The organism is Exiguobacterium sp. s183 (assembly GCF_018617655.1).
GTDB lineage: Bacteria > Bacillota > Bacilli > Exiguobacteriales > Exiguobacteriaceae > Exiguobacterium > Exiguobacterium aestuarii_A.
Map to the genome: position 1 here is coordinate 35,422 of NZ_JACSKN010000004.1, position 13,860 is coordinate 49,281.

Sequence of the window (13,860 nt, forward strand, 5' to 3'; positions counted from 1 at the left end):
GGAAAAGACAGTTATCACACTGTCTTGAAGGGGGGGACGCGTCGTGAACGAAGAGAGACACCATGAGTATGAACCTCAAGACGTCGAACCTGAAGTACACGAAGCAACAGAAGAGAAATCGACGTATCCGTCTCGGAGCGAATGGCGTCCGAAGCAAGAGGAGCACGTACGCCACAAGCCGAGACCGAATATAAAACCGTTGTTACTCGGAGGGGTTGGCGGATTCTTAGGAGCGGCTTTGTTTTTTGTCACAGTGATGCTCTGGGATTCGCCGACCTCTCGTTTTGTGACGAACGAACTGACGCGGACCGAGCAAGCCGTGACCGTCACCGAATCCGACGTCACGACCGCTGTCCTTGGAGCGAAGACATCCGTTGTCAGTATTACGAACATTCAGCGGGCCTTCACTTCGGACTCGCAATGGGAGGCGGGCGCTGGTTCTGGCGTCATTTATAAAGTGGAAGGGAATACGGCATACATCGTCACAAATTTCCACGTCATTGAAGAGGCGGACGAAATCAACATCGCCTTTTCCGACGGTCAGATCGCGTCGGCAACAATTTTAGGTGAAGACCCGCTCAATGATTTGGCGGTCGCAGAAGTGGAGCTGCCAGATAACATCGATGCGAAACCGATCGTGCTTGGTGATTCGACCGTGCTACAAGCCGGTGAGACCGTCATGGCCATCGGAAATCCGCTCGGTGTCTTCTCAAACTCGGTCACCCGTGGTATCGTCAGTGGTGTCGAGCGGACGGTGCCGGTCGATACGAATAGCGACGGCTTGATGGATTATAACGCAGAAGTCATCCAGACCGATGCGGCCATCAACCCAGGGAATTCGGGCGGTGCCCTCATCAATATTCGTGGAGAACTCGTCGGAATTAATTCGATGAAAATCGCCGAAGCGAGCGTAGAAGGGGTCGGCTTCTCGATTCCGGTGAACGTGGCGCTGCCGGTCATTGACATGTTAGAACGTGATGGGAAAGTGACACGAGCACAGCTCGGGGTCACGATTCAAGAAGTCATTGCGGTACCCGGTAACGTCCGGGAAGAGTATGGCATTTCATTCGATCAAGAAGACGGTGTCTTCGTCGAAGAAGTGACACCAGGTAGTCCGGCTGAAGAAGCGGGACTCCGTGTCGGCGATATCATCACGCAAATCGGAAATCGGGAGATTAAACGATACGTCGATTTACGCGATGCGCTCTATCGAGATGCAACGGTCGGTGATACGATTACGATTGAGTATTTACGTCGCGGGGAAACGAGAGAAACCGAGGCGACATTAACTGAAGCAACTTAAAGAAGCGGCGACGCTTCTTTTTTAAGGAGGAAAAACTGTGGAAAAAAAAGTATGCAAGGAACATGTTGAAATCGCTTTAGACATCATTGTGGATGAAACAGGGGAGTACCCGTTGTTAGAGGAATTATCCACAAGTGAACAAGTGACATGTGAGTTCTGTGAAGCTGATGCAACATATGTTGTGTCAAGCAAAAACTAATTATCAACATGTGGATTTGTGGATAACTCTGTGGATAACCCTATGGATAACTCCAAAAAAACTGTGGAAAAAGGAAGAATTGGATGAATATTTCAATTATCACGGTCGGCAAACTGAAAGAAAAATATTTAAAGCAAGGAATTGCCGAGTACACAAAGCGGCTCTCTGCCTACGCAAAAGTGCAGGAAATCGAGGTCTCAGACGAAAAAGCACCCGAGCATTTGAGTGAGGCAGATATGTTCTTAGTAAAACAAAAGGAAGGCGAGCGGATTTTGGCAAAGATATCCCCAGATACGCACGTCATCGCTTTAGCGATTCAAGGAAAGCAGCGGACGAGTGAAGCGTTCGCCCGTGAACTCGATCAACTCGCGACGTATGGAAAGAGTAAAATTGCCTTCGTCATCGGAGGATCGCTCGGTTTGTCGGATGATGTGATGAAACGAGCGGACGATACGATCTCGTTCTCGAAGATGACGTTCCCCCATCAACTCATGAAACTCGTGTTGTGTGAACAGATTTATCGGGCGTATCGGATCAATCGGAATGAACCGTACCACAAATAAGAAAACAACTTAAGCTTCTGAAAATGCAACGATGTTGATGATATATATCAACATCGTTTTTTTATAACACTTAAAAATCATATATAAAAAGTCGATATCTTATAGTGAAACCAAATATCCAAATATTTTCTATAAATAACATTCAAAAAGTAAAAAATCGGAGGTATTACCACATGAAAAAAATAGTATTATCATTCAAAAACATAATAGAAGATGATAACCCAACTTTTATATATGGTTTATGGAAATTAATATTTTTAAGTTTACAGAAAATAACTCTATTTGATTTGATAAGAAGAATTTTTCCGAGTTCTAGAACAGGAAAATATAGATTCTTGTTAGTAGAGATTTGGGTGATTTCTAATGTCATGTTATCAATTTTTTCTTTAATATATATTAGTAATAATAGTAACGGGAACTTCCAACAAATTTTAAGTGGTTTAATTATTTTTTATGGAGTACTCAGAGTGTTTGAAATCGGTATTACACAAATAAATATCTTAATGTTTTCTGATTCAAATCATGAAGTTCGAAGTTACAAAAGAACAATTATACTCTTGCTACATAATTATGTAGAGATAGTGATGTGGTTCACGTGTACTTATTTATTTTTCTCTACTGAATTTGACTTGATGGAGACAAAATCATTTAGCGAAGTTATTTATATTAGCTTTATGACAATGGCAAGTTTTCAGTCTTCTCTAAAGCCACTTACGAGTTTAGGTTATTATTTGATTGTATTCCAAACACTCACTGGATTGATGTTGACTTTGATTTGTTTGGCAAAATTTATACCACTCTTAAATAACCCTACATCAATAAATTCAGACGAGAAAAATTTAGATCAACAAAATACAAATGATGCTATAGCAAAAATCCTTGTTGAAAATATGAAGCTAACAGAGAAATTAAGTAGACATGAAAGATATCTACAAGAGATTATAAAGAATAGTCATTATAGAGAAACGATAATCAACAATAACAACATCTCAGAGTATATAGAAAATAAAAACTAACAAATAGTTTAGTTAAAAATCTAACTTCCAATATTTTTTGAAGACAACTATTCTAACCCGAACTAGGAGGATGCTAGATGAACTACATCATCAAACTCCTAACAGAACGAATCGCTCTCGATTTTCTAACGACCTTTGAACGTTTTCAGGAAACGCATCGCATTTATGCCGTGGATTCAAATGGTGAGCTTTATCAAAAAGACGAGCATTACATCGATGAATGGGATGACGCGAAAAAACAACAGGTCATTGAGATTCTTAACTACTACATCGACCGTGGCGGCGTTGTTGTGGCAATCCAAAAAAGTGAAACGTTACTTGGCTTTGCCGGACTGGATGGACACCTGCTCGGAACGGAAGGCCAGTATTTGAATCTGGGCTTCATTCATGTGAGTCGTCCTAATCGTGGACAGGGGATTGGTAAAGTGTTATTTGAACAGGTCTGTCAGGCAGCGGTCGATCGAGGTGCGAAGAAACTCTACATTGGAGCGAACCCGGCCGTCGATACATATCATTTCTATGAAGCGATGGGATGCATACTAGCCGAAGAAATCGTGCCAGAAATCTATAAAGAAGAACCACTCGATTTACAACTCGAATATGTTTTATCATCTTCTGAGACCGCATCGTAACGATGTGGTCTTTTTCATGTACAAAATCGCTTAACTCCAAGCTTTTCCTCCTATGAAGAATTGACCGATTTCGAAAAATTGTGATAGAATCACAAGGCAAATGATTATCATTATCAGTCAATAAGAATAGATGAATTCGAACAGTTGGAGTGAACGTGAAAGGATGAATACAATGAGCACGCTTGAAGCATATAACATGGCATTTAAAAACGGATTGGAATTAGAGGACGATGTGGTTCTCGAAGATATGAAGCTCGGAGAATCGACGGAATGGGATTCGATTGGACACATGACGCTCATCGCAGAAATCGAGGATGCGTTTGACGTCTATATCGACTCGGATGAAATGACGGAGTTCCATTCGTATCAGTCTGGCATCGCGTTGCTGCAGCGCCTCGGTGTGGACATCCAATCATGACGCTTTTTCAAACACTCGAGCAGTACACAGGTCGTGAGGCGGTCTATGCGGACCGTTCTTACACATACGGCGAGATGTTGGAGGTTGGGGACTCGATTTGTCAAGAAGTCGGCGAACGGTCGCTCGTCTTCTGTCTATGTGCCAACCGGGTCGAGTCGCTCTTCGGGTATGTCGGTTTCATTCGAGGACATGTCGTACCCGTCTTGTTAGACGCGGACATCCCAGCCGAGCAATTACAGAAGCTGATGGACCGGTATGAACCGACGCACGTATGGGCACCGGAATCGAGAGAGGATTTGGCAAACTCGTTGGATGCTTACTATGGTTACGGTGGTTACGCCTTGTTTGAAATAGGAGCAACAGTTCACCATGAACTTCATGAAGAGTTGGCCCTTCTGTTAACGACTTCAGGGAGTACCGGAAGTCCGAAATTTGTCCGTCTCACGTATAGCAATCTATCAGCGAACGCCACGTCGATCATCGACTATCTCGACATCGATCAAACAGATAAACCAATCACGACCCTTCCGATGAACTATTCGTATGGGCTCTCGATCATCAACAGTCATCTGTTGAAAGGAGCAACGATCATCTTGACAGATCGCTCGATCGTTCAAAAAGAGTTTTGGGAGTTGTGTCGTGCCGAGCAGGCGACCACGTTTGGTGGGGTACCGTTTCATTACGAGATGTTAAAACGTTTGAAGTTTGAGACGTATGATTTGCCAAGTTTGAAGAAGGTGACGCAAGCGGGTGGGAAGTTGGGCCCGACGCTCGCCCATCACTTCGCGACGGTATGTGAAGAAAAAGGGCTTCAATTTATTATCATGTACGGCCAAACGGAGGCGACGGCCCGAATGTCGTATTTACCCGATCGGATGCGTGCGGAAAAAGCAGGGAGTATCGGTATCGCCATCCCAGGTGGAACACTCTCACTACGAGACGAAGCCGGAAACGACATCAAAGATGCAAACGTGACGGGCGAACTGGTGTATCAAGGCGATAACGTGTCGTTCGGGTATGCGACCTCATTAGCTGACCTTGCGAAGGGTGACGACAATCACGGTGTCTTACGTACAGGTGACATGGCGTATCGTGACGAGGATGGGTATTTCTTCATCGTCGGCCGCATGAAGCGCATGATTAAACTATATGGAAGTCGAATCAGCCTGGACGAAGTCGAGGCCCTCCTTCGAGAGCACGGACATGACTGTGTCTGTGCCGGGGAAGACGACCAACTATATGTGTATACGTTGCAAGATGACGTCGCACGCATTCAAAAAATCATCAAAGAACAAATCAAGGTGAAAGGTGTTCGGGTGATGCAGATTGACGAGATTCCACGTAATTCGTTCGGAAAGATTCGTTATGCCGCATTGCCGAAGGGAGAACTTGTGACCACCTGATTGTCAGGAATCGGTACATCGTCAAGTTTCATAACATCAGGTGGTAAATATGACTTTTATTTCGATTGAATTTCTCTTATTTTTAACAATCATCGTTGGAACCTATTACGTGGTCCCACATCGATTCCGATGGGTACTCCTCCTCTTAGCGAGCTATGTCTTTTACGCCACGTTGAGCGTTCAATTCATTCCGCTCCTGTTGATCAGTACCGCCTTCACTTATGTGATTGGGATTCTGATTGAGAAGCAGGAAAAGAAAGAACAGAAGAAACGGCTCATGTGGGTCGGTGTCTCCGTTCTCGTCTTCTTCCTCGGATGGTTCAAATATTTTAATTTCGTCAATGATTCGCTCCGTTCGTTCGCCGCATGGAGCGGATTTGATTATGACGTCCCGTATAAAGAAATCGTGTTGCCGTTGGCCATCTCGTTTTATACGTTCCAAGCCATCAGTTATGTCGTGGACGTCTCGCGAGGGAAGCAAAAAGCAGAGCGTCATTACGGCTATTTCTCAGTCTATTTCGCCTTCTTCCCGCAACTTGTGGCGGGTCCGATTGAGCGGGCGAAAAAGCTGCTTCCCCAGCTGAAGACGGAGCAACATCTCGACTATGACAATATCAGCTATGGGATTCAGCGCATCATTTGGGGATTCTTCAAGAAGACGTTGATTGCTGACCGATTGGCCCCGATTGTCGCAAGTGTGTTCAATAGTCCGGACCCGACCGGTTCAGAGATTGTCCTCGCGACGATGTTGTTCTCGATTCAACTGTTCGCCGACTTTTCGGCATGCAGTGATATTGCCATCGGTTGTGCACGATTGCTCGGAATTCGATTATCGGAGAACTTCAAACAGCCACACTTTGCCGTATCGATTGCCGACTTCTGGAACCGCTGGCACATCACACTTTCGATGTGGTTGCGAGATTATATCTTCATGCCGCTCGCGAAAGGGAAGAAGAAGCGCGAGCAGATTTATGGTGCCATCCTTGCGACTTTCTTAGTGAGTGGAATCTGGCACGGTGCCGCGTGGAATTTCGTCTTATGGGGACTCATTCATGGAATCTATCGTGTGTTCGGAGACCATACGAAGCAACAACGCGAAAAAATGGCGTCATGGGTTGGGTTTGACCGCGTGCCAACACTGCATCGTTGGTGGAAAATCGCCATCACGTTCCAGCTCGTCTGCTTCTCGCGCGTATTCTTTCAATCGCATTCGATGGCAGAGGCATTCTCGCATGCCAAACTGTACGTGACACCCTCTTCATGGGCACCGTCAGGCATGATACAGGCAATTCAAATGTTCTCGTTACTCGATTTGATTATCTTCCTCGTCGTCTTTGTCGTCGTTCACTTGTTCCAACATATTGAACGGACGAAAGGTTCGGCTTGGGATTGGATGGCACGTCAGTCTGCCGTGACGAGCGTGGCCATCAACTTGTTCTTGATTGTCTCGGCCTTCTTGTTTGGCGTGTCGGGCCAAGGATTTGTGTACGGTGGGTTTTAAGATGCAAGGAAAGGAATTAGCATGAAGCGTTTAGGAATTAAAATCGTCGTTGTGTTACTCGTCATGATCGCCATCTTTATTCCCGTCAACGAGTTCGTGAAAGACTCGTGGGAATACAATAATAACCGGGCCGTCCTAGCGTTTAAAGAAGACCCTCATCCTGTCGATATCATCAATTTGGGTACGTCTCATGCGATGTATGGGTATTATTTTAAACCGACCGGATTATCGCATCTCGACTTGGCGTTACCGAGTCAACCGATTGAATATGATTTGAAGATGCTAAAAGAATACGATGAGCACTTGAAGCCAGGAGGGATCGTGATTGTGTCCCTATCTCAAATCACATTCAGCAACTCGGATGTCGGTCGGAAAGCCAATTACTATCGCGTCTTGGACCGTAAAGACATCGAACCGGTCAGCCTGTTTCAATATTATACGCATGAACAGTTCCCGGCATTGAATAGTGGCAGTGTTTATGCCGCGATTTCCCGGGAAATCCGGGATTTTCGGTTTGATGCGCATAAGCCATGGGAGAATGGTGGGCTGAATTACTCCGAGCGTAAGTATGAGGAAGTGGCCGCTCAGTATGAAAATGCCGTGAACAATCATGAGATTGAAGAAAACATGGCTCATTTACAAGACATCATCGACTATTGTAAACAACAAGGGTATCGTGTCGTCTTGGCGATGGAGCCGGTCCACGCGTCATACCATACGTATTTTGATGAAGACGTCATGGAACGCCTCGTGTTTCAGCATTTAGAGAACTTGGATTTAGATGTCCCGTTCCTCAATTATATGGGGGATGAACGATTCATTCATGAGCAGTCATTCTTCCATAACCCGGACCATTTGAACGGTGATGGGCGAACGCTGTTGTCTTCACTCGTTTATGAAGATTTGAAGCGGTTGGGATATTTATAAATTGATGGGCGGCTGTCCATCAATTTTTTTATGCTTTATGATAGCGAAAGGGACGAAGTGAAGGGGGAAACCATGAACAATCAGCAAATGGTAAAAATCCATGACTGTGAGTTATATGTTGAGTATATTCAACAACATTCAAAGTCAGTGACAATCATCATGGATGCAGGATATGGCGATGATTCTACGACTTGGAGACAGGTGGCTGATGAAGTGTCGACATATGCCAATGTCCTTCTTTATGATCGGGCAGGTCTAGGCAAAAGCGGGACTAGTACGAATCGAAGAACAAGTAAGGAGATGGTTCGAGAATTGCACCAACTAATCAAACAGTTGAATATAGCATCTCCGTTCATCTTGGTCGGTCATTCGTTCGGAGGCGTCAATATGCAATTGTTCGCATCTGAATATCGAGATGAGGTAACGGGTCTAGTGCTAGTAGACACGACGCCGAGCGACTATCGAGAACGATTTCTTCCGACCATGTCACGAGAGTTTCAAAACGCATACTCCAAGCAATTTGTGCGGGAAGGGAACTATGATGAATTTATGGAAAGTTTGCACCAAGTGAACCAAGCAAATCTTGATCTTTCAATCCCAACAACAATCATATCAGCAGGAAAGAAAGACTTTTATTCCGCAGAAAATCAGAGGCTGTGGAATGTCTTACAAAAAGAAATGACGGGAATATCTTCAAATGCCACGTTTGTAATTGCAGAGCAGAGCGCACATTATATCCAAAGAGATGAGCCACACTTGATTGTAGAAGCAATTCGAAAGTTAATTTAAACACTTTTAAGTCACGCATAAACGATGGGGATTTATCGCGAGACGAAGCTATATATTCAATCAAAAAGAATGCCTGCGAACGTCCATAGTATCACTAGCATCGACAGGAACGAGACGAATACCGTCTGATTCGATACCCGTTGCTCCGCAAAGCGTCGAAATAGTCGTTCGAGGATTGTTTGGCCGATGACGACCGCTAGAAAGATGATTGCCATTTCAGCGAATAGAGAATAGTCGTTACGAAAAATAAAGATCATGGCAACAAAGAGGATGATGGAGCTGGTCAATGTGGTGAGAAAACGTTGTTTATTCAATCAAATTCCTCCCTTCTCTCATTATTACGTGTATGCTTTAGAAAAGATTCAAATAGACGGGGAGTGATTCACATCGAAACGATTTATTTAGCGGGCGGATGTCTATGGGGTGTCCAGGAGTTTGTGAAGACGTTACCGGGTGTCCTTTTAACAGAAGCGGGACGCGCAAACGGGACGACCGATACGTTAGACGGGGAGTATGACGGCTACGCGGAGTGTGTCAAAACAACGTTCGATCCGGACGTAGTGACGGTCGAAGATTTAATGCATTACTTGTTCGAAATTATTGATCCATACAGTGTCAACCAACAAGGAATCGATGTCGGGGAGAAGTATCGAACGGGCGTCTACAGTGAGGAGTCACGACATTTGATGGAGGCGCAAACGTTTATTGATCGACGCACGGATGCAGAACGAATCGCTGTTGAAGTCAAACCGCTCACGAACTATGTGCGGAGTGCGGACGAACACCAGGATCGCCTGACGCGTTGCCCGGACGATTATTGTCATATACCGAAAGACTTATTAACAAAATATCAGACCGTTTAATCAACAAAGGTGTCTCTCCGAGATGCCTTTTTCATTTTTTTCCAAATGAATAAAGCTAAATGCATGAGTTTCATGTCTAATAAGTGTAAGGGAAAAAACGAAAAGGGGGGACGTTCGATGAAACGTCTCATTCAGAAAGCGCAGCGAGGCAATGACCAAGCATTCTTAAAGATCTTTCATCATTACGAGGAAGACCTATATCGGATGGCCTATGTGTACGTCAAAAATCCGGACGATGCGCTAGACGTTGTACAAGAAGTCGCTTACCAAGCTTTTAAAAAAATCGGGACGTTACGGGAACCGCAATTTTTGAAGACGTGGCTGATGAAAATCACCATCAACTGTGCACTCGATGTGATGAAAAAAAGACAGAACGTGATTCACTTGAATGCAGATGTGGAAGAGGCTTTCGGGAGTGAACAAACAGATCTTGCGATGACGATGACACTAGCTGACATGATGAAGTCCCTTCATGAGGACGAACGCAGTGTGATCGTACTGAAGTATTACCAAGACTATACGTTTCAACAAATCTCAGATTTATTGGAATGGCCGATCGGTACGGTGAAGACAACTTTATATCGAGCTGTAGCTAAATTGAGACGTGAATGGAAGGAGGCCGATTGCTATGAATCATGAGATGAAACGAATGTTGGCGGACATCGAAATCCCAAGTGAACTGCGTGAGCGGAGTCGCCAAGGTGTGAAGCGAGCGAAACAAGAAATGCGCCGGGAACCAGGATTTATCCGTCGGCGGTTGATGACGGTCGGAATCGCGGCGGCACTACTCATCCCGACTGGTGCATTCGCCTATCAATCCCTGCTTGCAGATGAGTTATACGGTTCGTTTGATGAGATGAAGGTACATATCGTCAGCGCTACTTTAGAGAAATATTTGTTATTGGATGCTAAATTGAATCAAGCGAAAGGGGTACTCGGTGAGGCAGAGTATGAGGAGTTCAAGCAAGGTCTGAGTGTCTTCACGGATACGCGAATCGCCTATGGAAATGCGAATGGAAACGTTGATTATGAAGCAATTCCGAAAACGGAACGAGCGGAAGTGAAGCAGGCACTTGCCGACATTCAGCCATACTTCGATCAATTGAACAACCAGCCAAGTGCACGTGATGTGTTGACTACTGACGAATATGACGCATACATCGAAGCGCTCATGCGAGAAGAGTCGATTCGGGTACGTGCTGGAGAGTATGTTCAAGACATGCCGGATGAGTTGCGACAGTCTTATGAAGAGGCACTCGCGATTATTCGAGAAGTAGATGCAAAGCAGCAACAGAACTAAATAGATTTCAGGAACATGAAAAGAAGGGGTCCATCCTTAAAATCGAGTGATGGACTCCTTCTTTTTTACGTCCGCTCGAGAATGTTCACGAGCATTTGATGAACGACGTCATGGTCGTTTGTGTCATGCAGCTGATATGGACTCCCGGGGAGCGTGTATATATCTTTCGCTCCGACGTATGTGACGTGGAGTGTCAAGGAACCATCTTCCTGACACGCCGTCGTCAATTCCAAGTCACCACTGATGACACCGACTTCTTCCGTCATGACACCGTGGGTTGCCTTAAAGGTAGAGGTAAGTTTGTTCATGAATGACTCCTTTTCTGTCTCAATAAATGCAAGCGTTGATGGCTGTCGTGAGTGCGGACTTCTCTGACGATTGAAGGCTCAAGCCCCAACGACTCTTCGTCTCGACCCACATCTTCGCATATGCACAACGTGCGCCGGTGCGAGGTGGTTGCCATGTCGACGGGTCTTGATCTCCTTTTGAGCGGTTCGATGAAGCAGATACCGCGATCAATTGAGGACCGCTCAAGTCGTTCGCAAAGCTTTGACGTTTGGTTGTCGTCCAGCTGCTTGCGCCAGAGCGCCATGCTTCAGCGAGCGGGACAACGTGGTCGATATCGATGTCAGATGCCGACGTGAACGTCAAACCGTCATAGTAACTGTACCATGAGCCCGTCGTTACGGGACATTGGTCGACGACCGAATCAGCGTCCCGTTTCAAGACGATGTGACGCGTGTTACAACCACTTCCTTGACTCGACCAGTGCGGGAAGAGGTCCCGACTGTATCCTGTCATCGACCCTTCATTTTTGACCGTGAGCGCATTCAGTTTCGTGAGCGCATCCGCTTTCGAAGGGATATTAGGCGGGAAAGCAGAGACCGGTGTCGCGTCAAATGACGCGGAAATCCAAACAAGCAATGTGACGAGTGCGACAGACATGAGTTTCTTCAACATAAAAAGCCTCCTACTATGTATTTGGAATGAACACTTGTCGAAGCAAGTGGGCAACCTTTCATCAACCAAAAAGTGAGACAAACATCACGCAATAAATTCAACTTGATCATACACAGGACGATTTTGAAAAAGTGTGAAAATCTGCAAAATGATTAGAAAGACTATCGCAAATCCTTCTCTAGCATTAATGAACGACCTGGTGTTATTTCTTTGGAACTAGTGAGCGATCAGGACTGGTATAATGAATGACATGGATTTAGAGAAAAGAAGAGGTGGATGGAATGAACAAGAAAGAGATTGCGGCGATTCGCCGACAGTTTAAAGTGAATGCGACGAAGCTGAAGATTGCTGACTTATATACGATTTACATCCGACAGGAAACGAATGAGATTTACTACGAAGAGTTGCGTCCGTTCCCGTTCTTAGAAGAAGAACAGCAGGAACTGTTTTTGACGAACTTCAAAAAAGTGCTCGGTGGGAAACTCGATGAAAAGTTATTCGAAGTGAAGTTCCAATATCCGGAGGAAGGTCAAGTCGACCATACGCAAGGATTGCTGTATGAAGGACTTCGTACGGAAGAGACAGACGTATGGACGGACTATATGCAGCGTATCGCCTTGAAGATGGTGAAAGACACGCCATTTGAAAAAGACATGGTCGTGACGTTCATCCGGGGTAATTACAATAAGCCGACGAACCGATACTCGGAAGAGTCTGAGATTCACGCGAACGATGAAGTGTATACGACGAAGTTCATCCTCGGCAGTATCAGCCCGACAGAACTTCCGAAAAAGTCACTCGTCTTTGACTTCGTCGAGCGTGAATTCAAAGCCAGCTTGATTGTAAATCCAATCATCAAACTCGAGGCGCCAATCGGTGGATTCTTATTCCCGTGTTTCACCGATAATGCGGCCGATGTGAACCATGTCCTCTACTCGGCACATAAAGCGCACCAACCGGATATGACGTTCATTGAGAACGTGCTGAACGGTTCGGAAATCGTTACGGCAGTGGAAGAGAAGGCGGTCTTTGAAGAAGTCGTGAAAGCGGTCATCGGAGAAGAAGTCAATTCCCGTACGCTCGCGACCGTTTATGATGAGATCAATCAAATCATTGTCGCCGAAGAAGAGAACGAACAGGAAGAAGAGAGGGTCGCAATGCTCGACTCTCGTGCGGTCGAGGTCGTCCTTCGGGCGAGCGGTGTGGAAGATGTGACGACAGAAAAAGTCGAGCAGGCGTTCAAACAAGTCGTCGATGACACGAAATATGAGATGAAAGCGACGAGCGTCGTTCCAAAATATACGTCAAAATCGATTAAAATCAATACGAAAGTCGCCAACATTTCCGTCAGTCCACAAGATCTGAAATACGTGAAGCAAGTGAACTATAAAGGAAAACCATGCTTGTTGATCGAAGTGGAGGAAGAGACAGAGATTGAAGGATTCAAGCTCATCTCTGAAGAGTCGCTAGACTGACTGGGGGAAAATCGATGCATCCGCTCGAGTTGATTGATCTGTTGATTGTGTTCGCCATCGTAGTTGTATTGGTTTTGCTGTCGTTTCAATTTCATGGGAAATGGCGCAGGCGTATACGGGTCGCGACGGTGTGTTGTGTATTAGCGTACGGAATATTCTATGCAGTTCGTCCTTATTGGGTGAATCAACAGGTGCAGGAAGAAAAAATAGTGCTCGAAGCGTATCTCAAGGATCGATATCCGACCGAAACCATCACCGTCCGCTCTATTCCTTATGGGGAGGACGGATTTGAGAGTATGAATCCTCATACATTGTTCGTGAAATTTTCGACAGAACCGGATGCTGAGTACACATATCTCGTGAGTCGTGACGAATCGATTCATCAAACGAGCCACAGTTCAACCATCGACTCAAAATTTGATTTTCTTCACTTGGAAGACTGAGCCCAAACGACAGATTGGGCTCTTTTTTGACAATCGAGTGAGGAAGGTTGAATTTGAGATTTGATACA

Annotated in this window: 18 protein-coding genes; 15 read left to right on the plus strand and 3 right to left on the minus strand. The window is 45.3% G+C overall.

Annotation, left to right across the window (positions count from 1 at the left end; genetic code table 11):
• Positions 1-43: 43 nt before the first annotated feature.
• The 10 genes from KNP62_RS10330 to KNP62_RS10375 all read left to right on the plus strand — a co-directional run bounded on the left by KNP62_RS10330 (position 44) and on the right by KNP62_RS10375 (position 8,751).
• Positions 44-1,303 (plus strand): S1C family serine protease, encoded by a 1,260-nt coding sequence (locus KNP62_RS10330; RefSeq protein ID WP_214785441.1) that lies wholly within the window; start codon positions 44-46, stop codon positions 1,301-1,303.
• 37 nt (positions 1,304-1,340) lie between these two features.
• Complete coding sequence (locus tag KNP62_RS10335) at positions 1,341-1,502, plus strand: CxxH/CxxC protein (protein ID WP_214696548.1); 162 nt, start codon at positions 1,341-1,343, stop codon at positions 1,500-1,502.
• An 83-nt stretch (positions 1,503-1,585) separates the two neighbouring features.
• On the plus strand, positions 1,586-2,065 hold the full coding sequence (gene rlmH, locus KNP62_RS10340; RefSeq protein ID WP_214785442.1) for a 23S rRNA (pseudouridine(1915)-N(3))-methyltransferase RlmH: 480 nt from the start codon (positions 1,586-1,588) through the stop codon (positions 2,063-2,065).
• 173 nt (positions 2,066-2,238) lie between these two features.
• Positions 2,239-3,081 carry a hypothetical protein gene (locus KNP62_RS10345; protein ID WP_214785443.1) on the plus strand — a complete coding sequence of 281 codons (843 nt, stop codon included), beginning with the start codon at positions 2,239-2,241 and terminating at the stop codon, positions 3,079-3,081.
• Positions 3,082-3,158: 77 nt separating this feature from the next.
• A complete protein-coding gene (locus tag KNP62_RS10350) occupies positions 3,159-3,713 on the plus strand; it encodes a GNAT family N-acetyltransferase (protein WP_214785444.1) in 555 nt (184 codons plus the stop codon).
• 172 nt (positions 3,714-3,885) lie between these two features.
• Positions 3,886-4,131 (plus strand): acyl carrier protein, encoded by a 246-nt coding sequence (locus KNP62_RS10355; protein WP_214696564.1) that lies wholly within the window; start codon positions 3,886-3,888, stop codon positions 4,129-4,131.
• A complete protein-coding gene (locus tag KNP62_RS10360) occupies positions 4,128-5,534 on the plus strand; it encodes an AMP-binding protein (protein WP_214785445.1) in 1,407 nt (468 codons plus the stop codon). Before KNP62_RS10355 ends, KNP62_RS10360 begins: the two co-directional genes overlap by 4 nt.
• Positions 5,535-5,583: 49 nt before the next feature.
• Entirely contained in the window at positions 5,584-7,035 is a 1,452-nt protein-coding gene (locus KNP62_RS10365; protein WP_214696568.1) for an MBOAT family O-acyltransferase, read from the plus strand.
• A gap of 21 nt (positions 7,036-7,056) precedes the next feature.
• A complete protein-coding gene (locus tag KNP62_RS10370) occupies positions 7,057-7,962 on the plus strand; it encodes a hypothetical protein (protein ID WP_214785446.1) in 906 nt (301 codons plus the stop codon).
• Positions 7,963-8,034: 72 nt separating this feature from the next.
• Positions 8,035-8,751, plus strand: a complete 717-nt coding sequence (locus KNP62_RS10375) for an alpha/beta fold hydrolase (RefSeq protein ID WP_214785447.1) — start codon at positions 8,035-8,037, stop codon at positions 8,749-8,751.
• Positions 8,752-8,807: 56 nt separating this feature from the next.
• Here the strand turns inward: KNP62_RS10375 and KNP62_RS10380 are convergent, their stop codons facing one another.
• Positions 8,808-9,065, minus strand: coding sequence for a hypothetical protein (locus KNP62_RS10380; RefSeq protein WP_074036895.1), 258 nt, complete (start codon positions 9,063-9,065; stop codon positions 8,808-8,810).
• 72 nt (positions 9,066-9,137) lie between these two features.
• Here KNP62_RS10380 and KNP62_RS10385 point away from each other — a divergent pair, with 72 nt between their 5' ends.
• The 3 genes from KNP62_RS10385 (at position 9,138) to KNP62_RS10395 (ending at position 10,914) form a co-directional block, all read left to right on the plus strand.
• Positions 9,138-9,614: a peptide-methionine (S)-S-oxide reductase gene (locus KNP62_RS10385; protein ID WP_214785648.1), complete on the plus strand. Its 477-nt coding sequence runs from the start codon at positions 9,138-9,140 to the stop codon at positions 9,612-9,614.
• A gap of 117 nt (positions 9,615-9,731) precedes the next feature.
• Positions 9,732-10,253 carry a sigma-70 family RNA polymerase sigma factor gene (locus tag KNP62_RS10390; protein ID WP_214785448.1) on the plus strand — a complete coding sequence of 174 codons (522 nt, stop codon included), beginning with the start codon at positions 9,732-9,734 and terminating at the stop codon, positions 10,251-10,253.
• Positions 10,243-10,914: a DUF3600 domain-containing protein gene (locus tag KNP62_RS10395; protein WP_214785449.1), complete on the plus strand. Its 672-nt coding sequence runs from the start codon at positions 10,243-10,245 to the stop codon at positions 10,912-10,914. Before KNP62_RS10390 ends, KNP62_RS10395 begins: the two co-directional genes overlap by 11 nt.
• 65 nt (positions 10,915-10,979) lie before the next feature.
• Here KNP62_RS10395 and KNP62_RS10400 read toward each other — a convergent pair whose 3' ends face one another.
• On the minus strand, positions 10,980-11,222 hold the full coding sequence (locus KNP62_RS10400) for a hypothetical protein (RefSeq protein ID WP_214785450.1): 243 nt from the start codon (positions 11,220-11,222) through the stop codon (positions 10,980-10,982).
• A gap of 19 nt (positions 11,223-11,241) precedes the next feature.
• Positions 11,242-11,874 (minus strand): HNH endonuclease family protein, encoded by a 633-nt coding sequence (locus KNP62_RS10405; RefSeq protein WP_214785451.1) that lies wholly within the window; start codon positions 11,872-11,874, stop codon positions 11,242-11,244.
• A 281-nt stretch (positions 11,875-12,155) separates the two neighbouring features.
• On the opposite strand from KNP62_RS10405, the gene KNP62_RS10410 reads away from it, so the two are divergent.
• Positions 12,156-13,349 (plus strand): DUF4317 domain-containing protein, encoded by a 1,194-nt coding sequence (locus tag KNP62_RS10410; protein ID WP_015880257.1) that lies wholly within the window; start codon positions 12,156-12,158, stop codon positions 13,347-13,349.
• A 14-nt stretch (positions 13,350-13,363) separates the two neighbouring features.
• A complete protein-coding gene (locus KNP62_RS10415) occupies positions 13,364-13,792 on the plus strand; it encodes a hypothetical protein (protein ID WP_214785452.1) in 429 nt (142 codons plus the stop codon).
• Positions 13,793-13,860 lie beyond the last annotated feature (68 nt).